Source organism: Ottowia pentelensis (assembly GCF_964341695.1).
This window is the reverse complement of sequence record NZ_OZ224513.1, coordinates 1284007-1308087: the sequence shown is the minus strand read 5'-3', so window position 1 is coordinate 1308087 and position 24081 is coordinate 1284007. Positions and strand designations below refer to the sequence as shown.

Sequence of the window (24081 nt, the reverse complement as noted above, 5' to 3'; positions counted from 1 at the left end):
TATGTAATCAATAGTAACCGAAACGCTTCAACGGCGATCGACCAGGGCATGCGCGATGGTGCCCAGGTCGACGTATTCCAGCTCGCTGCCCGCCGGCACGCCGCGCGCCAGGCGTGTCACCGTCAGCCCGCGCGCCTTCAGCGCCTGGCCGATGACGTGCGCGGTGGCCTCGCCCTCGGCGGTGAAGTTGGTGGCCAGGATCACCTCCTGCACCAGGCCGTCGCTGGCGCGCGCCAGCAATTCATGCAGGCCGATGTCCTGCGGGCCCACGCCATCGAGTGGGCTCAGCCGCCCCATCAGCACGAAGTAGCGGCCGCGAAAGGCGGCCGTGCGCTCCAGCGCGGCCTGGTCGGCGGGGGTCTCGACCACCGCCAGTTTGCTGGCGTCGCGGCGCGGATCGAGGCAGGTGGCGCACACCTCGGCCTCGGTGAAGGTGTGGCACAGGCGGCAATGGCGCACCTGTTGCACGGCCGCATCCAGCGCCTGCGCCAGGGCCTGCGCGCCCGGCCGGTCGTGCTGCAGCAGGTGAAAGGCCATGCGCTGCGCCGAGCGCTGGCCCACGCCGGGCAGCCGGCGCAGCGCCTGCACCAGGGTGTCGAGGCTGTGGGTGTCGCTCAAGGCGAAGGCGCGGTCAGAACGGAAACTTCATGCCGCCCGGCAGCCCCGGCATGCCCGCCGGCATCAGCTTGCCCATTTTTTCGTTGGAGACTTCCTCGGCCTTGCGTACGGCGGCGTTGAAGGCCGCGGCCACCAGGTCTTCCAGCATGTCCTTGTCGTCGGCCAGCAGGCTGGGGTCGATGGTGACGCGCTTGACGTCGTGCTTGCAGGTCATCAGCACCTTGACCATGCCGGCGCCCGACTCGCCCTCGACCTCCAGGTTGGCCAGCTCGTCCTGGGCCTTCTTCAGGTTGTCCTGCATCGCCTGGGCCTGCTTCATCAGGCCGGCCAGTTGTCCTTTGTTGAACATCGCTCATCCTCTACGTGGGTATTCAAGAAAGCTCTACAGCGGTTTGACGCTGCCGGGTACGATTTTCGCCCCAAACTCGCGCATCATTTCCTGCACGAAGGGGTCGGCCATCAGCACGGACTCGGCCGTCTTCTGGCGCTGCGTGGCGGCCAGGGCGTTGCGGCGCGCAGGACAGTCCTTGACGGCGCCCAGCTCCACCTGCAGTTGCACGGTGTGGCCGGCCTCCGCCAGGGCCGCTTGCAGGCGCTCGCGCGCGCCCGACTGCGCCAGCGAGCCGCTTTCCACCCGCAGCGTCCAGCAGTCCGCCGTGCGCGCCACCAGTTCGGCCTGCAAGGCCAGCTCGCGCGTGAGCGCCGTCACCGCTTCGGCGGCCACCAGCTTCTGCACCAGCGCATGCCAGAAGTCGCCCTCGGCACCCGGCACCACGGTGGGCGGCGCCGGCTCGATGCCGATCGGTCGGGCCGGTGGCTCGGGTGATTGCGCCGCCTGGCGCACGGGGGTGGCGACGACCGCGTCGAAGGGCGCCGGGGAAGCCGCCCTGGGCTCGGGCGCCGGACGGCCGGGTTCGCGCACCGGCAGGGCCTGCACCGGCGGGCCGGCCTGGGCCGTGGCGGTCGGGGTCGGCGCATGAGGAGACGGCGGCTGCTCGCCGTCGGGCGCGCGCGCCGCTGCCACGGATGCGGCGACGGGCGCCTGGGCATGCGACGCCGCCGCAGGGGCATGGGCCGCCGGCTCAGCCGCTTTCAGAGTTTTTTTTTCAGCCGTGGCGCCGGCGGCCGGGCCGGGCTTGAAGGGCAGCAGGCGCAGCAGCACCATGGTCAGGCCGACGTACTCGTCGGGCGCCAGGCCCAGCTCGGCACGGCCGTGTATGCACAGGCTGTACAGCAGCTGCGTCTCGTCGGCCGGCATCCGCTGGGCCAGCTGGGCGGTGCGCACGGCGTCGCGGTCGGATTCGTCCACCGCCATGGTCGGCACCGCCTGCTGCACGGCCATGCGCTGCAGCACGCCGGCCATGTCCTCCAGCGTGGTGGCGGCCGACTGGCCAGCGGCGCGCAGCTGGTCGACCTGCTCGACCACGGCACGGCCGTCGCCCTGCGCCAGCGCCTCGATCAAGCTGAACACCACGCTGCGGTCGACGCTGCCCAGCATCTGGCGCACCGCCGCTTCGTGCAGTTGGCCGGAGCCGAAGGCGATCGCCTGGTCGGTCAGGCTCAGCGCGTCGCGCATGGAGCCCCGCGCGGCGCGCGCCAGCAGGCACAGGGCGGGCGCGTCGGCACTCACCTGCTCGGCTGCCAGCACGCGCTGCAGATGCTCCTGCACCGTCTCGGGCGCCATCGGCCGCAGGTTGAACTGCAGGCAGCGCGACAGCACCGTCACCGGCACCTTCTGCGGATCGGTGGTGGCGAGCACGAACTTGAGGTATTCGGGCGGCTCCTCCAGCGTCTTCAACATGGCGTTGAAGGCGGTGTTCGTGAGCATGTGCACTTCGTCGATCATGAAGACCTTGAAGCGACCCTGCACCGGCTTGTAGACCGCCTGCTCCAGCAGGCCCTGCACCTCGTCCACGCCGCGGTTGCTGGCGGCGTCGAGCTCGGTGTAGTCGACGAAGCGGCCGGCGTCGATGTCGGTACAGGCCGGGCACACACCGCAGGGCGTGGCGGTGATGCCGCCCTGCCCGTTGGCGCCGGTGCAGTTGAGCGACTTGGCCAGGATGCGCGACACCGTGGTCTTGCCGACGCCGCGCGTGCCGGTGAACAGGTAGGCGTGGTGCAGCCGCTGCTGCGTCAGAGCGTTGCTGAGCGCTTGCACCACATGCTCCTGGCCCACCAGTTCGGCAAAATTGCGAGGCCGATATTTGCGGGCCAGCACCAGATAGGACATGGCGGCGATTCTACGGGCGCATGCCTTGACTTCGGTCAGGCGGTGCCAGCCCGTGTTTTAGAGTGCAAACTCTGAAACGATGCATTCGCACAACGCCCGTTCGCGCAAGTCGCCAAAGCGCGTTATGCTGCGGCGCAACATCGTCATGATCAAAGGTTTGAAAGCCACGCGCCGCACCCCGCGCCGAGCTGCTTCCTCCATCCATGCTGCACCGCATCGACAGCCCTGATTTCGCAGATTCCGAGACGGCCCTCATCGCGGCCTGTCCCGAGGCGGCGTCCCTCATCCAGGCGCTGCGCGGCTGTCAGCACCCCCGCAGCGGCCGCCTGATGGCGCGGCTGCGCGACTGCCAGGATCCCCAGCGCATGGACGAGTTGCGCGCCGAAATCTTTCAACTGCTGGCCCTCAGTTTCGGCCGCGCCGAGGCCGAGCGCCGCCTGCTGCCGCTACAATAGTTGGCGACGGGCCTTCCCGCATGGTGAAGGAGCCAACCGGGTCAGGTGGGGAACCAAGCAGCCCTCACTCTGGAGTCAGTGCCGGGGTCAAGGCTCGTCACCTTTTCCCACTCAAGTCATCGGCGCCCCAGGGGCGCCGATTTCATTTGAGGACGTCGGGCGGCGTCCAGTCGGGTGGCGGTTGCACCACCTCGGGGTGGTCGAAACCATTGACCTCGCGCGCCGGGCGCGCCAGCATCAGGGTGATGCCGCTGCTGAGCATCAGCATGACCCAGAAAATGAAGAAGGTGACGCTGTAGATCGTCTCGCGCGGCCAGTTCACCGTCTCGCCGAACAGGGTCAGCGACAAGGGGTCGAGCACGGCGAACACCATCATCTCCAGCGCGGCGGCGACCATGAAGGCCGGCCAGGCAATCCACATCAAGCGTTGGCGCAGCATCGTGCGAATCTCCCGCGCCTCACGGGCGCTGACTGCCGGGAACGCCACCGGTGGCGGCGTGATTGCGCGCCTGCATGGCCGGTGCCAGGGTGGCCGGTGTCGACGACGTGCCGGGCTGCTGCCGGGTCGCCACGACGCGCTGGGCATCGGTGTAGACCGGGTCGGGCCGGCTGATGGCCAGATACAGGGTGAAAAAGCCGGCCACCACCACGATGGCGGGGCCGCTGACCACCAGCCACATGTGGCCGTACTTCCACCACGGGCCGCTCGCGGGTTCTTGGCTAGTTGACATCGGCTTACCTTGGAACGATGAAGACGGATTTTTCGCGCACCTCGCCCACGCCGGGCGAATCGACGCGGAAGTGGATCTCGTGCGATCCCGGCTTGGCGCCATCATAGGGCAGGCGCAGTTGCACCGGCACCCACATCGACTGCGCGCCGTCGATGGTGACGCTGGGCTCGCTCACCAGCGTCAGGCCCGGCAGACCGTCGACCGCCAGGCTGAAGGTGCGCGGCTGCTCGGTCGCGTTCATGACCTGCACGCGGTAGATGTTCTCGATCTGCCCGCCCTCGACGATGCGCGCCAGCGTGGCGCGGTCGCGCACGATGTCGACCTTGAAGGGCGTGCGCAGCCACAGGCTGGCGGCCAGGGCGACGATCAGGGCGGCCAGCGCCGCGCTGTAGATCAGCACGCGCGGGCGCAGCACCCGGCGCCAGATTTCGCGCTTGCCCCAGCCCTGCTCCAGCGCCCGCTCGGTCGAGTAGCGGATCAGCCCGCGCGGGTAGCCCACCTTGTCCATCACCTCGTCGCAGGCGTCGATGCAGGCGGCGCAGCTGATGCACTCGTACTGCAGGCCGTCGCGGATGTCGATGCCGGTGGGACACACCTGCACGCACATCGTGCAGTCGATGCAGTCGCCCAGGCCCAGCGCCTTCGGGTCGGCCTTCTTGGAGCGGCCGCCGCGCGGCTCGCCGCGCGCCGCGTCGTAGGTAACGATCAGCGTGTCCTTGTCGAACATGGCGCTCTGAAAGCGCGCATACGGGCACATGTACTTGCACACCTGCTCGCGCATGAAGCCGGCATTGCCCCAGGTGGCAAAGCCGTAGAAGAATATCCAGAACGTCTCCCACGGCCCCAGCGACCACGTGGCGATGTGGCCCACCAGTTCGCGGATGGGCGTGAAGTAGCCGACGAAGCTCAGCCCCGTCCACAGGCCGATGGCGATCCACACCCCGTGCTTGCCGGCCTTGCGCCACAGCTTGTTGGGCGACATGGGCCCCGCATCCAGCCGCAGGCGCGCCTGGCGGTCGCCCTCGAACTGCTTTTCCACCCACAAGTAGATCTCGGTGTAGACCGTCTGCGGGCAGGCGTAGCCGCACCACTGGCGCCCCGCCACCGCCGTGAACAGGAACAGCAGCAGCGCCGAGATGATCAGGATGCCCGTCAGGTAGATGACGTCCTGCGGGTACAGCACCAGCCCGAAGATGTAAAAGCGCCGCGCCTCCAGATCGAACAGCATGGCCTGGCGCCCGCCCCACTGCACCCAGGGCATGCCATAGAAGAACAGCTGCGTGGCAAAGACGAAGAACCAGCGCCAGCGCGTGAACAGGCCGCTGATGCTGCGCGGATAAACCTTCTTCTGCGCCTCGTAGAGCCAGACCGTCGCCCCCTCGTCCGGGGATGTCGCTGCCGCCGCCGCTTGCTTGGATGGTTTCATGTCAAACGCTTCGAGCGTGCGCACCCGGCGGCGCGCACGCTCCAGTCAGAGCCGGATCTCGCCTATTTCGCCACCTCGGCCGGCATGCCGCCACCCTTGCCCCAGACGTAGGCCGCCAGCAGCTTCAGCTGCTCGGGGCTGAACTTGCTGTCCCAGGCGGGCATCACGCCGGTGCGGCCGTTGGTGATCATGCTGACGATGTGCGACTCGACGCCCGGACCGTGGGTGAAGATGCCCGTGGTCAGATTGGGCGCGCCCAGCGCCGGATTGCCCTTGCCGTCGATGCCATGGCAGGCGGCGCAGGCCACGAACTTGGCGCGCCCCAGGTTGGCACGCACCGAATCGTGCGGCGCGCCCGACAGGCTGAGCACGTAGTTGGCGACATTGCGCACGTCCTCGGGCGTGCCCACGGCGGCGGCCATCGGCGGCATGACGCCGGTGCGGCCCTTGGCGATGGTTTCCTCGATCTGCGCCGGCGTGCCGCCCCAGTTCCACTGGCGGTCGGTCAGGTTGGGAAAGCCCTTGCCGCCGCGCGCGTCCGAGCCGTGGCACTGGGCGCAGTTGTTCATGAACAGGCGGTCGCCGATGGCCATGGCCTGGTGGTCCTTGGACAGCTCCTCCACGCTCTTGCCGGCAAAGGCGGCGTAGATGGGAGCCACCTGCTCCTTGCCCTTGGCCAGTTCCTGGTCGAGCTGGCCGATCTGCGTCCATTTGAGCGAGCCCTGGTAGGAGCCCAGGCCCGGATACAGGTACAGGTAGGCGAAGCCGAACACGCAGGTGATGATGAACAGGCCCACCCACCAGCGCGGCAGCGGGTTGTTCATCTCGCGCAGGTCCTCGTCCCACACGTGGCCGGTGGTGTTGTCCTGCAGGGTCATGGCCTTGGTCTTGCCGCTGAACCACAGCAGCAGCAGGCAGGCGATGATGCCGCCCAGTGTGATGACGGTGACATACACCGACCAGAAGTTGCTTGTGAAGTCGCTCATGTCGTGTGTCCCGGGGTTCAGTCCTGCTCGAACGGCAGGCGAGCGGCTTCTTCGAAGCGGGCGCGGTTGCGGCCCGACCAGGCCCACACCACGATGCCCACGAAAACAATGAACGTCACCACGGTGATGACGCCGCGCAGCAGATTGATGTCCATGCGAATGCCCTCCGTGCTTACTTGCGATGAATGCCCAGCACCTGCAGGTAGGCGACCAGGGCGTCCAGCTCGTTCTTGCCCTTGACGTCCTCGGGCGCCTTGGCGATCTCCTCGTCGGTGTAGGGAGCGCCCAGGGTGCGCAGGCCGCGCATGTGGGCCTGGATGCTGCCGGCGTCGGCGGCGGTACGCTCCAGCCACGGGTAGGCCGGCATGTTGGACTCGGGCACCACGTCGCGCGGGTTGTTCAGGTGCGCGCGGTGCCAGTCGTCGCTGTAGCGCCCGCCCACGCGCGCCAGGTCGGGCCCAGTGCGCTTGCTGCCCCACAGGTGCGGGTGGTCGTAGACGAATTCACCCGCCACCGAATACGGCCCATAGCGCAGCAATTCGGCGCGGAAGGGGCGGATCATCTGCGAGTGGCAGTTGTTGCAACCCTCGCGGATATAGACGTCGCGCCCCACCACCTGCAGCGCGGTGTAGGGCTTCAGGCCCTCGATCGGCTGGGTGGTGGACTTCTGGAAGAACAGCGGCACGATCTCGACCAGGCCACCGAAGGAGACCACGATCAGGATCAGCACGATCATCAGGAAGTTGCTGGTCTCGATGCGTGCGTGACCGGTGATTTTTTCTTGCGCCATGATGCATGGGTCCTTTCTGGCTTCAGGCGTGCGCCACGGCGGCGGGAATGGACACCGGCACCACGCGGCCGGCCGCGGCGGTCTTGGCGGTGTTCCACAGCATCAGCACCATGCCGCTCAGGTACAGCAGGCCACCCAGCAGACGGATCACGTAGAACGGGAAGGTCGCCTTGACCGACTCGACGAAGGTGTAGGTCAGCGTGCCGTCGGCGTTGACCGCGCGCCACATCAGGCCCTGCATCACGCCGGCGATCCACATGGCGGCGATGTACAGCACGATGCCGATGGTGGCGATCCAGAAGTGCGCCTCGATCGCCTTCACGCTGTACATCTGCTTGCGGCCGTACAGGCGCGGGATCATGTAGTAGAGCGAACCCATGGTGATCAGGCCCACCCAGCCCAGCGCGCCGGCGTGCACGTGGCCGATGGTCCAGTCGGTGTAGTGGCTGAGCGCGTTGACGGTCTTGATCGACATCATCGGCCCCTCGAAGGTGGACATGCCGTAGAACGACAGCGAGACGATCAGAAAGCGCAGGATCGGGTCGTCGCGCAGCTTGTGCCAGGCGCCCGACAGCGTCATGATTCCGTTGAGCATGCCGCCCCAACTGGGCGCCAGCAGGATCAGCGAAAACACCATGCCCACCGACTGCGCCCAGTCGGGCAGCGCGGTGTAGTGCAGGTGGTGCGGGCCGGCCCACATGTAGGTGAAGATCAGCGCCCAGAAGTGCACGATCGACAGGCGATAGCTGTACACCGGGCGCTCGGCCTGCTTGGGGATGTAGTAGTACATCATGCCCAGAAAGCCCGCCGTCAAAAAGAAGCCCACGGCGTTGTGCCCATACCACCACTGCACCATGGCGTCCTGCACCCCGGCGTAGGCCGAGTAGGACTTGAACAGGCCCACCGGCAGCTCGGCGCTGTTGACGATGTGCAGCAGCGCAATGGCCAGGATGAAGCCGCCGTAGAACCAGTTGGCGACGTAGATGTGCCTGACCTTGCGTGTGCCGATGGTGCCGAAGAAGACGATGGCGTAGGCCACCCACACCAGGGTGATCAGCACGTCGATGGGCCACTCCAGCTCGGCGTATTCCTTGCTGCTGGTGTAGCCCATGGGCAGCGTGATGACCGCCCCCACGATGACCGCCTGCCAGCCCCAGAAGACGAACGACGCCAGCTTGTCGCTGAACAGGCGCACCTGGCAGGTGCGCTGCACCACGTAGAACGAGGTGGCGATGAGGCCCGTGCCGCCAAAGGCGAAGATCACCGCGTTGGTGTGCAGCGGCCGCAGGCGCCCGTAGCTGAGCCACGGAATGCCGAACGTGAGATCGGGCCAGGCCAGCTGGGCGGCGATGATCACGCCCACCAGCATGCCCACCACCCCCCAGACCACCGTCATGATGGCCAGTTGGCGCACCACCTTGTCGTTGTAGACCGTCGCTTTAGCGTTGGCAAATGTCATGTCAATCGTTCCTGCTTAACAACCGCGCAGCAGTATCCTCGATCGCGTCATGGGCACGTTGACGTGCGTCAATCGTCCTCGAGAATGCGCTGCCCCTCACGTTCCACATCCTCGAACTGGCCCCGGTAAATGGCCCAGCCGAGCGCCCCCAAAACAAAAAACACCAGCACCACCGACAGCGGGATGAGCACGTACAGCACGTCCATCAGGCCCACTCCCCATCCATGCCGCGCGACAACCGCAGCGCGTTCAGCACCACCACCAGCGAGCTGGTGGCCATGCCCAGGCCCGCGGCCCAGGCCGGCATCCACCCCGCCATGGCCATGGGCACGGCGGCCGCGTTGTAAACCATGGCCCAAGTCAAATTCTGCTTGACGACGGCCACCGTGCGCAATGCCTGCCGGCGCGCCGCCGGCACCGCCCGCAGGCGCTCGCCCAGCACCACGAAGTCCGACTGCGCCTGGGCCAGCGGCACCGCGCGGCCGAAGGCGAACGACACCTGGGCCGCCGCCAGCACCGGGCCATCGTTCAAGCCGTCGCCCACCATGGCGGTGCGCGCGCCCTGCCCCTGCAGCGCCCGCAGGTGCTCCAGCTTGTCGGCCGGCGAGCAGCCGCCCAGGGCCGCGTCGACGCCGAGCTGCCCGCCCACCTGCGCCGCCGTGCGCGCGTCGTCGCCCGACACCAGCTGCACCCGCAGGCCTTGCTGGTGCAGGGCCGCCACGGCCGCCGGGGCGTCGGCGCGAATGTCTTCCAGAAAGAAAAAGCTGGCCAGCCAGCCCCGCCCGTCGCTCAAATGGCTCACCGGCCCGGCCGCCGCCACGGCGGGCACGCCGCAAAAGGCGTGCGAGCCCAGCCGCAGGCTCCGCAGTTGCCCGCCCCAGGCCATCTCGCCCGCCACGCCCTGCCCGACCACCTCGTGCACCTGCGAGGCGTCGAGGGGCGCCACATCGCCCGCGGCCGTCACCACCGCACGCGACACCGGGTGCAGGCTGTGGCGCGCCAGCGCGGCGGCCAGGGCCAGCGCGTCGGCCTGCGCCACGCCCTCGCGCAGCAGCACGCGCTGCAGCACGAAGGCGTCGCGCGTCAGGGTGCCGGTCTTGTCGAACACCACCGTGTCCACCCCGGCCAGCGCCTCGACGGCCTGCAGGCGCCGCACCAAAATGCCGCGCCGCGCCAGCGCCCCGGCGCTGGCCAGCATGGCCGCCGGCGTGGCCAGCGACAGCGCGCAGGGGCAGGTCACCACCAGGATGGCCACCGCCACCATCAGCGCCTGTCCCGGGTCCCGCGGCCACCACCAAAGGCAGGCCAGGCCCGCCGCCGCCAGCACGAACAGCAGAAAGGGCGTGGCCAGGCGGTCGGCCAGCTGCGCGATGCGCGGCTTGCTGATGGCGGCCTGCTCCATCAGCGCCACCACCTGGGCGTAGCGCGTGCCCGCGCCCACCTGGCTCACGCGCAGCTCCACCGGCTGGCTCAGGTTGTGGCTGCCGGCAATCACCGTCTCGCCGCGACTGCGCGCCACCGGGCGCGACTCACCCGTCAGCAAGGCCTCGTCGACCGTGGTCTGGCCGCTCAGGATCGTGCCGTCGGCCACAAAGCCCTCGCCCGGCAGCACACGCAGCACGTCGCCCACGCGCACGCGGCGCGCCGACACGCGCTGCCAGGCGCCGCCCGCATCGCGGCGCTGCACGCTGTCGGGCAGGCGGTGCATCAGCGCCTCCAGCGCGCCAGCGGCGCGGTCGCGCAGGCGCAGCTCCAGCCAGCGCCCGGCCAGCAGGAAGAACACGAACATGGTGAACGAGTCGAAATACACCTCGTGGCCGAACGGCCCCGCGGGCTCGAAGGTGCCCAGGCTGCTGACGGCAAAGGTGATGAGCATGCCCAGCGCCACCGGCAGGTCCATGCTGACTCGGCGCGCGCGCGCATCGCGCCAGGCGCCGCTCAGGAAAGGCTGGCACGAAAACAGCAGCACCGGCAGCGACAGCACCCACTGGGCCCAGCGCAGCAGGTGGATCAGGTCGGGCTCGATCTCGCCCGGCGCGGTGAAGTACGACGGGGCGGCGTACATCATCACCTGCATCATGCACAGGCCGGCCACGCCCAGGCGCCACAGCATGCGGCGCGTGTCGGCCTGGCGCTGCACGGCCGCCTGCAGGTCGTGCACCGGCACGGCGCGGTAGCCGCTGCCCTGCAGGGCCGCCAGCCAGCGCGAGGGCCGCGTGGCCCGCTCGTCCCACAACACCCGGGCGCGCTGGGCCGCGGCGCTGACCTGCACCTCGCGCACGCCCGGCACCGCGCCGATCAGGCGCTCGATGGTGCCGGCGCAGGCCGCGCAGTGCATGCCTTCCACCGCCACCGACGATTCCCAGCAGCCCTCGGGGGCCGCCGCCGCGCCGGCCTCGGCCACCCGGCGACTGAAGGCCAGCCACTCGTCGCGCTCGTCCAGCAGCGACAGCCCGGCCGGGGGGGCGTCGCCTCCCTGGGGTGCTGCCATCGCGGCTGCGTGAAGAGTCCCTTCTGCCAGCATGGACGGCAACCATAACCGAACCGCGGACGCCTTCGCTTGACGCAGGTCAATATGGCGCCGCCGTGGGTGGGCGAACATGGCGGCGAACGCACCCCGCGCCTGCACCGGCGCCGCGAATGCGGTATGGTTTTGACGCCGGCACGCGCTGCGGCGCACGCGTGGAGGGGCGCATCGTCACACACAAGGAGAAAGATCATGTATCAGCGCATTCTGGTTGCCACCGACGGGTCGGAGCTGTCCAACAAGGCCGTCGATCACGCCGTGCGGCTGGCGGCCACCTGCGGCGCCGAGTTGCTGGCGGCCACCGTCATCCCGGTCTATCCGCGCGGCTATTACGACGGCTCGCTGGCGCTGCACGAGGACGAGATCGCGCGCATCAAGCAAAGCTGGGCCGACATCGGGCGCAAGCACCTGGACGTGGTGCGTGACGCCGCCGCGGCGCACAAGGTCAAGGTGACCGAGGTGATGGCCGAGTCGGACTTGGTGTCGGACGCGCTGCTGGAGCTGGCCGCCAAGCACAAGGCCGACCTGATCGTGATGGCCTCGCACGGCCGCCGCGGCATGTCGCGCCTGCTGCTGGGCAGCGAGACCCAGCATGTGGTGACGCACGCGAAAATCCCGGTGCTGGTGCTGCACTGATCACGCGCCGCCACCAGAAAATACTATCGTTTTGATAGCTGTCGGCGCTTGTTCATCAAGCGCCATCGCCCATTTTCATTCGTGTCCCGGCGTGACCTGGCCGACCGGGTCGACGGGCGCGGCTGCGGGCTGCTCCAGCGCCGCCGGGCGCACGCTGGCGGGAGCCGGAATGTAACCGGCCAAGCCTTCGCGCAGGCCCATCTCCAGCCGGTCGACACGTGAATGCAGGTCGCGGTTGTGGTTCTCGACGGCATCGGCCAGGCGGCCGATCTCGGCGTCCACCGGGCGCTCGCGCAGGCCCATTTCGGCGCGGTCGATGCGCGACATCGTGTCCTGCTTCTGGCGCTCGACGGCGTCGGTCAGGCGCGCCACCTCCTGGTCCAGGTGCTGGCGCAGGTCGGTGAAGCGCGAGGCCTCGGCCTTGTCGGCCAGCTCGCGCTGGGCCGCCAGTTCCTTGGCGTGGCGGCGCGTCTCCATCAGCACCGTGCCCTGGGTGTAGGCCATCACGCCGACGAACACCACGAACAGCAGCACCATCAGCCCCACCAGCACCAGGCCCAGCGGCGCCGTGACGTGGGTGAAGATGAGCGACAGGTCGGTCGGCCGGTTCATTTCCGTCCAGTTGACACCGACGAAGGTGGCGATGGCGGCGCAAATCAGCAGGAAAAACAGCGTGCGCAAGGACATGGGGGCTCCTGAAGGGTCGATGTGCGAACTTGCGAAGAGTGTAAGCGCCCACCGCCGCGGTCAGGCCGTGAACAAATCCTTGTAGCGTTCGCGCAGCAGGTTCTTCTGCACCTTGCCCATGGTGTTGCGCGGCAGCTCGGCCAGCACGAAGCAGCGCTTGGGAATCTTGTAGTTGGCCAGCCGCGCCTTGAGCGTGGCCAGAAGCGCGTCGGGCTCGGGCGCGGCGCCGGCGCGGGCGATCACCACCGCCACGCCGACCTCGCCGAAGTCGGGGTGCGGCACGCCGACGATGGCCGACTCCTGCACGCCCGGCAGCTCGTTGAGCACGCTTTCGATCTCGGCCGGATACACGTTGTAGCCGCCGCTGATGATCAGATCCTTGCTGCGCCCGACGATGGTGACGTAGCCGCGCGCGTCCTGCTGGCCCACGTCGCCGGTCTTGAAAAAGCCGTCGGCGGTGAATTCCTCGGCCGTCTTCTCGGGCATCTGCCAGTAGCCGGCAAACACGTTGGGGCCCTGGACCTGGATGCCACCGATCTCGCCGGCGGCCACCGCGCGCCCGTCCTCGCCCTGCACCCGCAACTGCACGCCCGGCAGCGGAAAGCCCACCGTGCCGCCGCGCCGCTCGCTCTGGTTTTGGTAGCGCGGGTCGGCCCGGTAGGGGTTGCTGGTGAGCATGATGGTCTCGCTCATGCCATAGCGCTCGAGGATGGTGTGGCCGGTGCGCGCGTGCCAGTCGTTGAAGGTCTCGATCAGGAGCGGCGCCGAGCCGCTGATGAACAGGCGCATGCGCGCCGCCTGCGCGCGGGTCAGCGCCGGCTCGGCCAGCATGCGGGTGTACAGCGTGGGCACGCCCATGAACACGCTGGCGCGCGGCAGGTCGGCGATGACGCGCCGGGGGTCGAACTTGCCGTGCCACAGCATGGTGCTGCCGTTCAGCAGGGCGCCGTGGATGGCCACGAACAGGCCGTGCACGTGAAAGATCGGCAGCGCATGAATCAGCACATCGCCAGGCTGCCACCCCCAGTAGTCCTTGAGCATCACCGCGTTGGACAGCAGGTTGCCGTGCGACAGCATGGCGCCCTTGCTGCGGCCCGTGGTGCCGCTGGTGTAGACGATGGCGGCCAGGTCGCCCGCCTGCCGCGGCACGGGCGCCTGCCGGTCGCTGCAGTGGGCCGCGCGCTCCAGCAGGCTGCCGGTGCGGTCGTCGTTCAGCGTGAAGACGTGGCGCGTGCCGGCCTGGAAGGCGATCGGGCTGACCCAAGCGAAGTTCTTGCCGGTGCACACCACCACCGCCGGCCTGGCGTTGCCGACGAAGTATTCGATCTCGCCGCTCTGGTAGGCCGTGTTGAGCGGCAAGAAGACAAAGCCGGCGCGCAGCGTGGCCAGATACAGGATCATGGCCTCGACCGACTTGTCCACCTGCACCGCCACGCGCGGCGGCATGCCGCCGGGCTCGCGCGGCAGATCCAGCGACTGCAGCAGGTTGGCCACCATGGCCGTGGCGCGGTCGAGGTCGCGCCAAGAATAGCGCAGGCCGCCGTCGGTTTCGACCGCCACGGCGTCCAGGTCGGCGGGAAAGGCCGCGCGCAGGGCGGCAAACAGGTTGGCGTTGGGCATGGTGGTCGTTGGCGGGAGCGGGTGGGACTAGAACCGCGGCGGGCGCTTGGCCAGGAAGGCCGCGATGCCCTCCCGGTGCTCGGCGCTGTCGGCGTAATCGTAAGCGTCGACGACTATGTTTTCAATAGCTGGTGGCGCATATCCAACGGGCGCTGGGGGCTGATTCAATGCCCGAAGCGTCTGCTTGTTCAGGCGCGCGGCGCGCGGCGCCAGGCTGGCGATGCGCCGCGCCCGCTCGCGGGCGTGGTCCAGCAGCTCGGCCGCCGGCAGCACGCGGTGCAGAAAGCCGCGCGCCTTCAGCTCGGCCGCATCCAGCACCGCTGCCTCCAGCAGCAGCTCGCGTGCCGTGGCCTCGCCGGCTACGCGCGCCACCAGCGCCGCCTCGCGCGGCGCCATCGGAAAACCCAGCTTGGCGATCGGCGCGCCAAAGCGCGCGTCGTGCGCCGCCACGCGAATGTCGCAGCAGCTGGCGATCTCCACGCCGGCGCCCATGCAATGGCCCTCGATGGCGGCGATCACCGGCACGTCGCAGTCCAGCATGGCCTGCAGGCCGCCCCACACGTCCTGCTCGTGAAAGGCCCGCAGGCTGGCCACGTCGAAGCGGAAGGCCGGGTATTCGGCGATGTCGCCGCCGGCGCAAAAGGTGCCGCCCTGGCCCTGCACGATGACGCAGCGCACGCCCTCGTCGGCCTGGATCGCCACGAACACGGCCCGCAGCCGGCGCCACATGGCGCGTGACATGGCGTTCAGCTTGCCGGCGTGGGCCACGGTGACCCGCGCCACCGCGCCGTCGTGTGCAAGCTGGATGTCACCCGACATGGCGATGCGCGCGGCCCGTCAATCCAGCAGGCTCTGGACGGCACCGGCCACCGGCACGGTGCCCTGCGCCAGCTCGCGCCGGTGCTTGTCCAGGCGCTTCAGGTCATACAGATAGTTGACCATCAGCCCGTACGACTGCTTGAGGCCCTTGGGCGAGGGGTCGCCCAGCCAGTTGATGCGCTCGATGCGCGCGCCGTTGCCCAGGTGAAAGCGCGCCACGGCGTCCAGCGGGCGGCCGCCTTCGATGCGCTCGCGCGCCAGGTAATGGGCGGCGGCGGCCAGCAGCCAGCGCGCGCGGGCCGACTTTTCGGGCCACAGCGCCACGCCGTCGAGCGCGGCCTGCAGGTCGGCCGCGCCGACCTGGGCCACGCCCAGCTCGCGCGCCAGCTCGTTGCGGGCACGCGCGGGCAGGGCCTGCAGGCGAGCGTCGAGATTCTTGCCCAGCCAGGCGCGCAGGCCGGGAATGGGCGAGAGCGTGGCGAACAGCTTGAGGCGCGGAAACTCGGTCTGCAGCTCCTCGACCACGCGCTTGATCAGCTCGTCGCCAAAGCTCACACCCTTCAGGCCGCTTTGCGTGTTGCTGATGGAGTAGAAGATGGCGCAGGCGGCCTTGTCCAGGTCGGCCGGGGCGGCCTCCTCGTCCAGCAGCGGGACGATGCCGCCGGCCATCTCGCGCAGCAGGGCGACTTCGACGAAGATCAGTGGCTCGCCGGGCATGCGCGGGTGAAAGAAACTGTAGCAGCGGCGGTCCTCGTCCAGCCGGTTCTTGGCGTCCTGCCAGCTGCGGATGTCGTGCACGGCCTCGTACTGGATCAGCTTTTCGATCAGCGAGGCGGGCGAGTCCCAGCTGATGCGGCGCAGGTCCAGAAAGCCGACGTCGAACCAGGTCGAAAAAAGCTCTTGCAACTCGCCGTCCAGCGCGATCAGGCGCTTGTCCTTCTTGAGCTGCGGCAGCAGCTCGGCACGCAGATCGACCAGGAAGCGCACGCCGCCGGGATAGGCCGAAAAGCGCTGCAGCAGCCGCGTGCGCGGCGCGGTGAAGGCGCGGCGCAGGCGCAGCTCGGCGCGCGCCTCGTCGTCGGTGCCGCGCACCGCCTCGTAGGCGGCGTGGGCCGACTCGATGGCGGCCACGTCGGGGGCGAAGTGCTCGCTCATCAGCACCCAGCATTCGCGCCGCTGCTCGGGCGTGGCGCCGGCGTACCACTGCGCCACCGCGGCGGCGCGGCGTCCGCCCTCGACCTCGCTCACGGCCGGGTCCAGCACCTGCTGCAGTTCGCGCAGGATGCGGCGCGCGCCCCAGGGGCCGATGGCGTCCACCCCGCGCTCCAGCATCGCGCTCAGGCGCTGGCGCATCAGGGCCACGGGGGTGGCGACGGCATCGGCGTTTGCTTCATTATTCATAGCTGTTCGCGATTGATTCATGAGGGCCAGAGGCCAAAATGGCCATGAAAATCATGCCGCGGGGCGCCGGCTGGCCCACGCCCACAGGGCGATGCCCGCCAGCACCATGGGCACGCACAGCCACTGGCCCATCGACAGGCCCAGCGACAGCAGGCCCAGGTAGGCATCGGGCTCGCGAAAATACTCGGCAATGAAGCGCAGCACGCCGTAGCCGACCAGGAACGCGCCGCTCACCTGCCCCGTTTGGCGCGGCCGGCGCGCGTACAGCCACAGCAGGACGAACAGCAGCACGCCTTCCAGCAGGAACTGGTAGATCTGCGAGGGATGGCGCGGCAGCATCGAGCCGCTTTGCGGAAACACCATGCCCCAGGGCAGGTCGGGCGGGGCAAAACGGCCCCACAGCTCGCCGTTGATGAAGTTGCCCACGCGCCCGCTGGCCAGGCCCAGCGGCACGCAGGGCGCGACCAGGTCGGTCACCTGCAGCCAGGGCCGGCCGCGCCGGTGCGCCCACAGGATCATGGCCCCGATCACGCCCAGCATGCCGCCGTGAAAGCTCATGCCGCCTTCCCAGATGGCGAACACCTGCAGCGGGTGGGCGGCGTAGAACTCGGGCTTGTAGAACAGGCAAAAGCCCAGCCGCCCGCCCACGATGACGCCCACCACGCCCCAGAACAGCATGTCCTCGATGTCGCGCCGGCTCCAGGGTGCGGGCTGGGTGACGGCGGCGAACTGCGGGTGGCGCAGCCGGCGCGTGGCCAGAAAATAAAACAGCCCGAAGGCCACCAGGTAGGTGATGCCGTACCAGTGAATGGCCAGCGGGCCCAGGCGAACGGCGATGGGGTCGATGTGCGGGTACATCAGCATGGCCGCATTGTGCCCGCGCAAGGGCCGGCGCCGGTTCTTGGCGCATACTTTGCGTTTTGCGCAGCCGCCCCAGGCTGCGTTTTCATGCCTTCCTTCATCAACCCATCGCCATGGCCGCTTCCAAACCCAACCTGCCCATCAACCGCCGCAGCGCCAACATCACGCAAGGCAAGGCGCGCGCCTCCAACCGCTCCATGTTCTACGGCATGGGCTACACCGAGTCCGACTTCGACAAGCCCATGGTCGGCGTGGCCAACGGCCACAGCACCATCACGCCCTGCAACAGCGGCCTGCAAAAGCTGGCCGACGCGGCGGTGGCGGGCATCCAAGAGGCCGGCGGCAACGCGCAGACCTTCGGCACGCCCACCATCAGCGACGGCATGGCCATGGGCACCGAAGGCATGAAGTACAGCCTGGTCAGCCGCGAGGTCATCAGCGACTGCGTGGAGACCTGCGTGCAGGGCCAGTGGATGGACGGCTGCGTGGTCATCGGCGGCTGCGACAAGAACATGCCCGGCGGCATGATGGGCATGCTGCGCGCCAACGTGCCCAGCATCTATGTGTACGGCGGCACCATCGAGCCAGGCTGCCTGCACGGCTGCGACTTGAACATCGTGAGCGTGTTCGAGGCCGTGGGCGCCAACGCCGCCGGCAAGATCAGCGACCAGGAGCTGAAGGACATCGAGCAGCACGCCATTCCGGGCACCGGCTCCTGCGGCGGCATGTACACCGCCAACACCATGAGCAGCGCCTTCGAGGCCTTGGGCATGAGCCTGCCCTACTCCTCGACCATGGCCAACCCGCACTCTGAAAAGGTGGATTCGGCCCGCGAGTCGGCCAAGGTGCTGATCGAGGCCATCAAGCAGGACATCAAGCCGCGCGACATCGTCACGCGCAAGTCGATCGAGAACGCCGTGGCCGTGATCATGGCCGTCGGCGGCTCGACCAACGCGGTGCTGCACTTTCTGGCCATCGCCCACGCGGCGGGCGTCGAGTGGACCATCGACGACTTCGAGCGCATGCGCAAGAAGGTGCCGGTGTTCTGCGACATGAAGCCCAGCGGCAAATATCTGGCCGTCGACCTGCACAAGGCCGGCGGCATCCCGCAGGTGATGAAGATGCTGCTGAACGCTGGCCTGCTGCATGGCGACTGCCTGACCATCACCGGCAAGACCATCGCCGAGACGCTGAAGGACGTGCCCGACCAGCCGCGTGCCGACCAGGACGTGATCCGCCCCTTCAACCAGCCGCTGTACGACGAAGGGCACCTGGCCATTCTCAAGGGCAACCTCAGCCCCGAGGGCAGCGTGGCCAAGATCACCGGCCTGAAGAACCCCGTCATGACCGGCCCGGCGCGCGTGTTCGAGGACGAGCAGTCGGCGCTGGATGCGATCCTGGCCGGCAAGATCAAGGCCGGCGACGTGATGGTGCTGCGCTACCTGGGCCCCAAGGGCGGCCCTGGCATGCCCGAGATGCTGGCACCCACCAGCGCGCTGATCGGCGAGGGTCTGGGCGAAAGCGTGGGCCTGATCACCGACGGGCGTTTTTCGGGCGGCACCTGGGGCATGGTGGTGGGCCACGTGGCGCCCGAGGCGGCCGCCGGCGGCAACATCGCGCTGATCCAAGAAGGCGACTCGATCACCATCGACGCGCACCAATTGCTGCTGCAACTGAACGTGCCCGAGGCCGAGCTGGCCCAGCGCCGCGCGGCCTGGAAGGCGCCCAAGCCGCGCTACACCCGCGGCGTGCAGGCCAAGTTCGCGTTCAACGCCTCCAGCGCCAGCCGGGGCGCAGTGCTGGACGACTTTCCGCAGAACTGAGGAGCCTTGCCATGAGCATCCCCGTCGCGCTGCCCGAACTGGGCCAGGCCATGGCCCGCTATCGCTTTGCCTATTTGCTGACCAGCCCCGGCCAGGGCGCGCCGCACGCCACCGCCACCGCGGTGACGCTGCAGGGCGGCGTGCTGCACCTCGCCGGCATCGGCCGGCGCACGCGCGCCAACATCGAGCGCGAGCCGGCGGTGGCGCTGGTGTGGCCGCCGCTGTCCGCCGATGAGCATTCGCTGATCGTCGACGGCACGGCCGCGCTCGAAGGCGACGGCCTGCGCATCACGCCCACGCGCGCCGTGCTGCACCGCTCGGCGCCCGCGCCCCAGCCCGCGGCGCCGGGCGCCTGCGGCTCCGACTGCATCGAGCTGAACCTGCCGGGCTGACGCCGGGCGGCAGGGCGCGCGCGAAAGACCCCACCGCGCGCGGCCTCAACACGCTGCGGGGCACGATGCGCGCAGGTGCTGCGGCAGAATCGTCCGGTCAACAACCCAGGAGATTTCGCATGGCCGACACTTGGCTCACCTCGCTCATCACCGCCACCCCGCAAGAAGGCTTCGAGTTGGCCATCACGCTGAGCCGCCGCGGCGTCAAATACACGCAGCCCGATGCCCAGGTGCTGCACAAGCTGCGGCCCGAATATTCGAACGACGCACACGAGCTGACCGCGGCATCGCAGGTCATCGCCACCAACTTCCAGACCGTGGCGGCGGCCAACAACTATTGGCGCAAGTGAGTTGAACGTCGGCCGGTCGCCGACCTCGACCGTCAGCGGCCGGTCACGCGCGCGCGGATGCGCAGGTCGGGGCCGATGCGGTCGACGCCGATGTATTCAAGCTGCGGCCCTTGGGCCAGTTCGGCGAACGGGCCCAGCGCGGCCAGCGGCGCGCCCTCGCCCAGCAGGCGCGGTGCCTGGTAAAGCAGCAGTTCATCCACCAAGCCGGCACGCCATAGCGCGGCGTTCAGTTGCGCGCCCGCTTCCACGTGCACCTCGTTGACCTCGCGCCGCGCCAGTTCGACCAGCAGGGCTGACAGATCGATGCGCCCTTCTGCAGCCGGCTGTTGCAGCACGTCGGCGCCGCGCTCGCGCAAAGCCTGCTCGCGCCCGGCATCCGCGCTGGCGCCGACGATGCAGACGCGGCGCCCCGGCACCTGCCACAGCCGCGCGGCCAGCGGCGTGCGCCATTGGCTGTCGGCGATGACCAGCATGGGCTGGCGCGTGGCACTTGGCAGGCGCACGTCCAGCCGCGGGTCGTCGCGCAGCACGGTGCCGATGCCGGTCAGCACCGCGCACGCGCGGGCGCGCCAGGCGTGGCCATCGGCACGGGCGGCGTCGGAGGTGATCCACTGGCTGGCGCCGTTGGGCAGCGCCGTGCGCCCATCCAGCGAAGCCGCCACCTTCATCCGCACCCAGGGGCGTCCGCGCGTCATGCGGCTGAAAAAGCCGATGTTGAGTTCGCGCGCCACCTCGGCGCCCGGCCCCACTTCCACCTCGACGCCCGCGGCCTGCAAGCGCGCCAAACCCTGCCCGGCCACGCGCGGATTCGGGTCTTGCAGCGAAGCCACCACCTTGCGCACACCCGCCTCGATCAGCGCGTCGGCGCACGGCCCGGTGCGGCCCTGATGCGCGCAGGGCTCGAGCGTCACGTAGGCCGTGGCGCCCGCAGTGGCGTGGCCACGCGCCTGCGCATCGCGCAAGGCCATCACCTCGGCATGCGCCTGCCCGGTCGGCTGCGTATGCCCCTGCCCGATGACCTGGCCGTCGGCCCCCACCAGCACGCAGCCCACCGCCGGATTGGGCGGACAGATCAGGCGCGCCTGCTCGGCCAGCGCGAGGGCCTGGGACATGAAGAGATCGGACGGTGTCGCCATGGTCGAATTGGATTGCGCCAGGGACAACGAGCTCGGCCAAAAAGAAAAAGGGCCTGATGAAAATCAGGCCCTTTTGAGCTTTGGCGGAGTGGACGGGACTCGAACCCGCGACCCCCGGCGTGACAGGCCGGTATTCTAACCAACTGAACTACCACTCCACGCGGCATTGCGTTTTGCTCTTGCGAGCCAAGTGCAATAAAACTTGGCGACCCTACGGGGATTCGAACCCCGGTACCTACCGTGAAAGGGTAGTGTCCTAGGCCTCTAGACGATAGGGTCAAAACCTTGGAACGACCAACGATGTACTCGACACTTTGATGGTGGAGGTAAGCGGGATCGAACCGCTGACCTCTTGCATGCCATGCAAGCGCTCTCCCAGCTGAGCTATACCCCCGTTTGTGGGTGTCGAGCCTCGCATTATATGTTGGATTTCACCCGCCTCGCAAACGCGCCACAACTTTTTCGCGCTGGTGCAGGGCCAGCACCGCATCGACCGAAGGCGTCTGCGGCGTGCCCATGACCAGCACGCGCACGGGCATGGCCAGCTGGGGCATTTTCAGGCCGTGCTCGGCCAGGGTTTGCTTGAGCGCGGCGGCGATGTCGGCCGCCGTCCAGGGCGCCGATTCGAGCCGCGTAGCCAGGCTGGCCAGGGCGGGCCTGACGGCCTCGGTGACGTGCTTGGCCAGGTCTTCCGCGCTGGGCTGAACGTCGGCATAGTACGGCTGCAGCCAGTCGGCCAGCGCCACGGTGGTGTCGCAACGGTCCTTGAACAGCTCGCACAGCGCGGGCAGGCGCTCGTCGCTGTTGACCCCGCGCTGTTGCAATTGCGCGGCCACCAGCGGCGCCAGTTCGGCACCCGGCATGGCCTTCAGGTGCTGGGCGTTGACCCAGCGCAGCTTGGCTTCGTCGAAGCGCCCGGCGCTGGTGCCCAGGTGGTCCAGGTTGAACCACTGCAGGAACTGCGCGCGCGAGAAGATCTCGTCGTCGCCGTGACTCCAGCCCAGGCGCGCCAGGTAGTTGACCATGGCGTCGGGCAGGTAGCCCTCGTCGCGGTATTGCGTGACGGCCTTGGCGCCGTTGCGCTTGCTCATCTTCTCGCCCTGCTCGTTGAGCACGGTGGGCAGATGGGCGAACACCGGCACCGGCGCGCCCAGGGCCTCGAAGATGTGGATCTGGCGCGGCGTGTTGTTGACATGGTCGTCGCCGCGGATGACGTGGGTGATGCCCATGTCCATGTCGTCCACGCAGACGCAGAAGTTGTAGGTGGGCGTGCCGTCCGCGCGCGCGATCACCAAGTCATCGAGCTCGCTGTTTTGAAATTCGATGTGGCCCTTGCACTTGTCGTCCCAGCCGACCACGCCGGTCAAGGGCGTCTTGAAGCGCAGCACGGGCTTGACACCCTCGGGCACGGGCGGCAGCGTCCTGCCGGGCTCGGGGCGCCAGGTGCCGTCGTAGCGTGGCTTTTGCTTGGCGGCCATCTGGCGCTCACGCAGCGCGTCGAGCTCGGCCACGCTCATGTAGCAGGGGTACACGTGGCCGGCGGCCTGCAGCTGTGCCAGCACCGCCTGGTAGCGGTCCATGCGCTGCATCTGGTAGTAGGGCCCTTCGTCCGGGTCCAGCCCCAGCCAGGCCATGCCTTCCAGGATGACGTCGACCGAGGCTTGCGTGGAGCGCTCCAGGTCGGTGTCCTCGATGCGCAGGATGAAGGTGCCGCCCTGCGAGCGTGCAAATGCCCATGGATAAAGCGCCGAGCGGATGTTGCCCAAGTGGATGAAGCCGGTGGGCGATGGCGCGAAGCGTGTGCGCACGCGCCGCTGGGTTGAATCCTGGTTTTGAGTCATTTCGTGCCCTGACGCCCGCCGAACAAGCGCGAGCAGCTATTTATTTTATAGTATTCAGTCGATGCGGCCACAGCTGTCCAGCCCGTGCGAGAGGTCGCGCAGGATGTCGGGCACGTGCTCCAACCCGATCGACAGGCGGATCAGGCCCTGGCCCACGCCGGCGGCCTGGCGCTGCGCCTCGGACAGGCGCCCGTGCGAGGTGCTGGCTGGGTGGCTGAGCAGGGTGCGCACGTCGCCCAGGTTGGTGGCGATGGAGCACACGCGCGTGCTGTCGATGACGTGAAAGGCGCGCGCCCGGCCCTGCTCGGGACTGGCCGCCTTGACGCTGAAGGCGATGACCGAGCCGCCCACGCCGCCCTGCTGCGCCATGGCCAGCCGGTGCTGCGGGTGCGAGGGCAGGCCGGGGTAGAACACGCGCTCCACCGCAGGGTGCTTTTCCAGCCAGGTGGCGATCTGCAGCGCGTTGGCGCTTTGCGCGGCCACGCGCAGGCTGAGCGTTTCCAGGCCCTTGTGCACCACCCAGGCATTGAAGGGCGAGAGCACCATGCCGGCGGTACGGATCAGCGGGGCGAACACCTGCTCGATCAGCTGGTGCGAGCCGCAGATGGCGCCGGCCATGACGCGGCCTTGGCCGTCGAGGAATTTGGTGCCCGAGTGGATGATCAGGTCGGCCCCCAGCGCCAGCGGCTTTTGCAACGCGGGCGTGGCAAAGCAGTTGTCGACCGCCAGCAGCGCGCCGGCTTTTTTGGCGATGGCGGCCAGCGCGGCGATGTCGCACACCTCGGTCAGCGGGTTGGTGGGCGTTTCGGCAAACAGCAGCCGCGTGTTGGGGCGCAGCGCGGCGCGCCATTCGGCCACGTCGGTCTGCGACACGAAGGAGGTCTGCACGCCGAAGCGCGCGAACTCACTGCCCAGCAGCTTGATGGTGGAGCCGAACATCGACTGCGAGGCGATCACGTGGTCGCCGGCCTTGAGCAGGCCCATCGCCATCAGGAGGATGGCCGACATGCCGCTGGCGGTGGCAATGGCCGCCTCGGCGCCTTCCAGCGCGGCCAGGCGGCGCTCGAACGCGGTGACCGACGGGTTGCTGGTGCGCGTGTAGGTGTAGCCCTCCTCCTGCATCGCGAAGCGGCGCGCCGAGGTCTCGGCGTCGGGCTGCACGAAGCAGCTGGTGAGGTACAGCGCCTCGGAGTGCTCGCCGTAGCCGCTGCGCGGGATCGACACGCGCACCGCCAGGGTGTCGGGGTGCAGGCCTTCGGGCAGGCTCTGCTCGTTCAGTTCATTCGGGTTCAT

General features: G+C 68.7%; 25 protein-coding genes, 3 tRNA genes and 1 other RNA gene. 6 read left to right on the top strand and 23 right to left on the bottom strand.

What is annotated here, in order from left to right:
• Positions 1 to 27: 27 nt before the first annotated feature.
• From recR to dnaX, 3 genes are read right to left on the bottom strand one after another with little or no spacing between them, the layout of a single operon-like run.
• Positions 28 to 618: a recombination mediator RecR gene (gene recR, locus ACWHMB_RS06310; RefSeq protein WP_293224410.1), complete on the bottom strand. Its 591-nt coding sequence runs from the start codon at positions 616 to 618 to the stop codon at positions 28 to 30.
• Positions 619 to 631: 13 nt separating this feature from the next.
• Positions 632 to 967, bottom strand: a complete 336-nt coding sequence (locus tag ACWHMB_RS06305; RefSeq protein ID WP_293224412.1) for a YbaB/EbfC family nucleoid-associated protein — start codon at positions 965 to 967, stop codon at positions 632 to 634.
• A gap of 33 nt (positions 968 to 1000) precedes the next feature.
• Positions 1001 to 2848, bottom strand: a complete 1848-nt coding sequence (gene dnaX / locus ACWHMB_RS06300) for a DNA polymerase III subunit gamma/tau (protein ID WP_447648476.1) — start codon at positions 2846 to 2848, stop codon at positions 1001 to 1003.
• A gap of 203 nt (positions 2849 to 3051) precedes the next feature.
• Here dnaX and ACWHMB_RS06295 point away from each other — a divergent pair, with 203 nt between their 5' ends.
• Together ACWHMB_RS06295 and ffs are read left to right on the top strand one after the other, a co-directional pair.
• Positions 3052 to 3303, top strand: coding sequence for a hypothetical protein (locus tag ACWHMB_RS06295; RefSeq protein WP_293224416.1), 252 nt, complete (start codon positions 3052 to 3054; stop codon positions 3301 to 3303).
• A 5-nt stretch (positions 3304 to 3308) separates the two neighbouring features.
• Positions 3309 to 3405: signal recognition particle sRNA small type (ffs, locus tag ACWHMB_RS06290), an RNA gene on the top strand.
• A gap of 40 nt (positions 3406 to 3445) precedes the next feature.
• Here ffs and ACWHMB_RS06285 read toward each other — a convergent pair.
• The 9 genes from ACWHMB_RS06285 to ACWHMB_RS06245 form a co-directional block, all read right to left on the bottom strand.
• Positions 3446 to 3742, bottom strand: a complete 297-nt coding sequence (locus ACWHMB_RS06285; RefSeq protein WP_293224417.1) for a hypothetical protein — start codon at positions 3740 to 3742, stop codon at positions 3446 to 3448.
• 19 nt (positions 3743 to 3761) lie between these two features.
• The gene (locus tag ACWHMB_RS06280) at positions 3762 to 4034 is read right to left on the bottom strand and encodes a nitrogen fixation protein FixH (protein ID WP_293224418.1); all 273 of its coding nucleotides are present in this window, start codon (positions 4032 to 4034) and stop codon (positions 3762 to 3764) included.
• A 4-nt stretch (positions 4035 to 4038) separates the two neighbouring features.
• A complete protein-coding gene (gene ccoG, locus ACWHMB_RS06275; protein ID WP_293224420.1) occupies positions 4039 to 5460 on the bottom strand; it encodes a cytochrome c oxidase accessory protein CcoG in 1422 nt (473 codons plus the stop codon).
• Between the two features lie 62 nt (positions 5461 to 5522).
• Positions 5523 to 6446: a cytochrome-c oxidase, cbb3-type subunit III gene (gene ccoP, locus ACWHMB_RS06270; protein ID WP_293224422.1), complete on the bottom strand. Its 924-nt coding sequence runs from the start codon at positions 6444 to 6446 to the stop codon at positions 5523 to 5525.
• A 17-nt stretch (positions 6447 to 6463) separates the two neighbouring features.
• Positions 6464 to 6601 (bottom strand): cbb3-type cytochrome oxidase subunit 3, encoded by a 138-nt coding sequence (locus tag ACWHMB_RS06265; protein WP_293224424.1) that lies wholly within the window; start codon positions 6599 to 6601, stop codon positions 6464 to 6466.
• Between the two features lie 17 nt (positions 6602 to 6618).
• Complete coding sequence (gene ccoO / locus ACWHMB_RS06260) at positions 6619 to 7236, bottom strand: cytochrome-c oxidase, cbb3-type subunit II (RefSeq protein ID WP_293224432.1); 618 nt, start codon at positions 7234 to 7236, stop codon at positions 6619 to 6621.
• A 22-nt stretch (positions 7237 to 7258) separates the two neighbouring features.
• A complete protein-coding gene (gene ccoN / locus ACWHMB_RS06255) occupies positions 7259 to 8695 on the bottom strand; it encodes a cytochrome-c oxidase, cbb3-type subunit I (protein WP_377483769.1) in 1437 nt (478 codons plus the stop codon).
• A gap of 68 nt (positions 8696 to 8763) precedes the next feature.
• Positions 8764 to 8901 carry a cbb3-type cytochrome oxidase assembly protein CcoS gene (gene ccoS, locus ACWHMB_RS06250; RefSeq protein WP_377483771.1) on the bottom strand — a complete coding sequence of 46 codons (138 nt, stop codon included), beginning with the start codon at positions 8899 to 8901 and terminating at the stop codon, positions 8764 to 8766.
• Positions 8901 to 11186: a heavy metal translocating P-type ATPase gene (locus ACWHMB_RS06245; protein ID WP_377483773.1), complete on the bottom strand. Its 2286-nt coding sequence runs from the start codon at positions 11184 to 11186 to the stop codon at positions 8901 to 8903. The genes ccoS and ACWHMB_RS06245 overlap by 1 nt, the downstream gene beginning before the upstream one ends.
• 228 nt (positions 11187 to 11414) lie before the next feature.
• On the opposite strand from ACWHMB_RS06245, the gene ACWHMB_RS06240 reads away from it, so the two are divergent.
• Complete coding sequence (locus ACWHMB_RS06240) at positions 11415 to 11858, top strand: universal stress protein (protein ID WP_293225681.1); 444 nt, start codon at positions 11415 to 11417, stop codon at positions 11856 to 11858.
• Between the two features lie 75 nt (positions 11859 to 11933).
• Here the strand turns inward: ACWHMB_RS06240 and ACWHMB_RS06235 are convergent, their stop codons facing one another.
• From ACWHMB_RS06235 to lgt, 5 genes are read right to left on the bottom strand one after another with little or no spacing between them, the layout of a single operon-like run.
• Entirely contained in the window at positions 11934 to 12545 is a 612-nt protein-coding gene (locus tag ACWHMB_RS06235; protein ID WP_293225679.1) for a LapA family protein, read from the bottom strand.
• 60 nt (positions 12546 to 12605) lie between these two features.
• A complete protein-coding gene (locus ACWHMB_RS06230) occupies positions 12606 to 14165 on the bottom strand; it encodes a malonate--CoA ligase (RefSeq protein WP_293225677.1) in 1560 nt (519 codons plus the stop codon).
• A gap of 27 nt (positions 14166 to 14192) precedes the next feature.
• The gene (locus ACWHMB_RS06225) at positions 14193 to 14984 is read right to left on the bottom strand and encodes an enoyl-CoA hydratase/isomerase family protein (protein ID WP_377483775.1); all 792 of its coding nucleotides are present in this window, start codon (positions 14982 to 14984) and stop codon (positions 14193 to 14195) included.
• Positions 14985 to 15002: 18 nt separating this feature from the next.
• On the bottom strand, positions 15003 to 16385 hold the full coding sequence (locus ACWHMB_RS06220) for a malonyl-CoA decarboxylase (protein WP_377483777.1): 1383 nt from the start codon (positions 16383 to 16385) through the stop codon (positions 15003 to 15005).
• A gap of 51 nt (positions 16386 to 16436) precedes the next feature.
• A complete protein-coding gene (gene lgt / locus ACWHMB_RS06215; protein ID WP_377483780.1) occupies positions 16437 to 17249 on the bottom strand; it encodes a prolipoprotein diacylglyceryl transferase in 813 nt (270 codons plus the stop codon).
• A gap of 110 nt (positions 17250 to 17359) precedes the next feature.
• Here lgt and ilvD point away from each other — a divergent pair, with 110 nt between their 5' ends.
• The 3 genes from ilvD to ACWHMB_RS06200 all read left to right on the top strand — a co-directional run bounded on the left by ilvD (position 17360) and on the right by ACWHMB_RS06200 (position 19811).
• Complete coding sequence (ilvD, locus tag ACWHMB_RS06210; RefSeq protein WP_377483782.1) at positions 17360 to 19069, top strand: dihydroxy-acid dehydratase; 1710 nt, start codon at positions 17360 to 17362, stop codon at positions 19067 to 19069.
• Between the two features lie 11 nt (positions 19070 to 19080).
• On the top strand, positions 19081 to 19461 hold the full coding sequence (locus ACWHMB_RS06205) for a hypothetical protein (protein WP_377483784.1): 381 nt from the start codon (positions 19081 to 19083) through the stop codon (positions 19459 to 19461).
• A gap of 119 nt (positions 19462 to 19580) precedes the next feature.
• Positions 19581 to 19811: a hexameric tyrosine-coordinated heme protein gene (locus ACWHMB_RS06200; protein WP_293225557.1), complete on the top strand. Its 231-nt coding sequence runs from the start codon at positions 19581 to 19583 to the stop codon at positions 19809 to 19811.
• Between the two features lie 32 nt (positions 19812 to 19843).
• On the opposite strand, the gene ribD is transcribed toward ACWHMB_RS06200, so the two are convergent.
• From ribD to ACWHMB_RS06170, 6 genes are all read right to left on the bottom strand, one after another.
• Positions 19844 to 20923, bottom strand: a complete 1080-nt coding sequence (gene ribD, locus ACWHMB_RS06195) for a bifunctional diaminohydroxyphosphoribosylaminopyrimidine deaminase/5-amino-6-(5-phosphoribosylamino)uracil reductase RibD (RefSeq protein WP_377483786.1) — start codon at positions 20921 to 20923, stop codon at positions 19844 to 19846.
• A 105-nt stretch (positions 20924 to 21028) separates the two neighbouring features.
• Positions 21029 to 21105, bottom strand: a tRNA-Asp gene (locus ACWHMB_RS06190).
• A gap of 45 nt (positions 21106 to 21150) precedes the next feature.
• Positions 21151 to 21226, bottom strand: a tRNA-Glu gene (locus ACWHMB_RS06185).
• A 39-nt stretch (positions 21227 to 21265) separates the two neighbouring features.
• Positions 21266 to 21341 (bottom strand) — tRNA-Ala (locus tag ACWHMB_RS06180).
• 37 nt (positions 21342 to 21378) lie between these two features.
• Positions 21379 to 22788: a glutamate--tRNA ligase gene (gene gltX / locus ACWHMB_RS06175; RefSeq protein WP_447648474.1), complete on the bottom strand. Its 1410-nt coding sequence runs from the start codon at positions 22786 to 22788 to the stop codon at positions 21379 to 21381.
• A gap of 54 nt (positions 22789 to 22842) precedes the next feature.
• A complete protein-coding gene (locus ACWHMB_RS06170; RefSeq protein ID WP_377483790.1) occupies positions 22843 to 24081 on the bottom strand; it encodes an O-succinylhomoserine sulfhydrylase in 1239 nt (412 codons plus the stop codon).

Excerpts from the sequence above, each read along its gene's own strand:
- ACWHMB_RS06305 (WP_293224412.1), bottom strand. The coding sequence starts at position 967 with ATGTTCAACAAAGGACAACTGGCCGGCCTGATGAAGCAGGCCCAGGCG.
- dnaX (WP_447648476.1), bottom strand. The coding sequence starts at position 2,848 with ATGTCCTATCTGGTGCTGGCCCGCAAATATCGGCCTCGCAATTTTGCC.
- ACWHMB_RS06295 (WP_293224416.1), top strand. The coding sequence starts at position 3,052 with ATGCTGCACCGCATCGACAGCCCTGATTTCGCAGATTCCGAGACGGCC.
- ACWHMB_RS06285 (WP_293224417.1), bottom strand. The coding sequence starts at position 3,742 with ATGCTGCGCCAACGCTTGATGTGGATTGCCTGGCCGGCCTTCATGGTC.
- ACWHMB_RS06280 (WP_293224418.1), bottom strand. The coding sequence starts at position 4,034 with ATGTCAACTAGCCAAGAACCCGCGAGCGGCCCGTGGTGGAAGTACGGC.
- ccoG (WP_293224420.1), bottom strand. The coding sequence starts at position 5,460 with ATGAAACCATCCAAGCAAGCGGCGGCGGCAGCGACATCCCCGGACGAG.
- ccoP (WP_293224422.1), bottom strand. The coding sequence starts at position 6,446 with ATGAGCGACTTCACAAGCAACTTCTGGTCGGTGTATGTCACCGTCATC.
- ACWHMB_RS06265 (WP_293224424.1), bottom strand. The coding sequence starts at position 6,601 with ATGGACATCAATCTGCTGCGCGGCGTCATCACCGTGGTGACGTTCATT.
- ccoO (WP_293224432.1), bottom strand. The coding sequence starts at position 7,236 with ATGGCGCAAGAAAAAATCACCGGTCACGCACGCATCGAGACCAGCAAC.
- ccoN (WP_377483769.1), bottom strand. The coding sequence starts at position 8,695 with ATGACATTTGCCAACGCTAAAGCGACGGTCTACAACGACAAGGTGGTG.
- ccoS (WP_377483771.1), bottom strand. The coding sequence starts at position 8,901 with ATGGACGTGCTGTACGTGCTCATCCCGCTGTCGGTGGTGCTGGTGTTT.
- ACWHMB_RS06245 (WP_377483773.1), bottom strand. The coding sequence starts at position 11,186 with ATGGCAGCACCCCAGGGAGGCGACGCCCCCCCGGCCGGGCTGTCGCTG.
- ACWHMB_RS06240 (WP_293225681.1), top strand. The coding sequence starts at position 11,415 with ATGTATCAGCGCATTCTGGTTGCCACCGACGGGTCGGAGCTGTCCAAC.
- ACWHMB_RS06235 (WP_293225679.1), bottom strand. The coding sequence starts at position 12,545 with ATGTCCTTGCGCACGCTGTTTTTCCTGCTGATTTGCGCCGCCATCGCC.
- ACWHMB_RS06230 (WP_293225677.1), bottom strand. The coding sequence starts at position 14,165 with ATGCCCAACGCCAACCTGTTTGCCGCCCTGCGCGCGGCCTTTCCCGCC.
- ACWHMB_RS06225 (WP_377483775.1), bottom strand. The coding sequence starts at position 14,984 with ATGTCGGGTGACATCCAGCTTGCACACGACGGCGCGGTGGCGCGGGTC.
- ACWHMB_RS06220 (WP_377483777.1), bottom strand. The coding sequence starts at position 16,385 with ATGAATAATGAAGCAAACGCCGATGCCGTCGCCACCCCCGTGGCCCTG.
- lgt (WP_377483780.1), bottom strand. The coding sequence starts at position 17,249 with ATGCTGATGTACCCGCACATCGACCCCATCGCCGTTCGCCTGGGCCCG.
- ilvD (WP_377483782.1), top strand. The coding sequence starts at position 17,360 with ATGGCCGCTTCCAAACCCAACCTGCCCATCAACCGCCGCAGCGCCAAC.
- ACWHMB_RS06205 (WP_377483784.1), top strand. The coding sequence starts at position 19,081 with ATGAGCATCCCCGTCGCGCTGCCCGAACTGGGCCAGGCCATGGCCCGC.
- ACWHMB_RS06200 (WP_293225557.1), top strand. The coding sequence starts at position 19,581 with ATGGCCGACACTTGGCTCACCTCGCTCATCACCGCCACCCCGCAAGAA.
- ribD (WP_377483786.1), bottom strand. The coding sequence starts at position 20,923 with ATGTCCCAGGCCCTCGCGCTGGCCGAGCAGGCGCGCCTGATCTGTCCG.
- gltX (WP_447648474.1), bottom strand. The coding sequence starts at position 22,788 with ATGACTCAAAACCAGGATTCAACCCAGCGGCGCGTGCGCACACGCTTC.
- ACWHMB_RS06170 (WP_377483790.1), bottom strand. The coding sequence starts at position 24,081 with ATGAACCCGAATGAACTGAACGAGCAGAGCCTGCCCGAAGGCCTGCAC.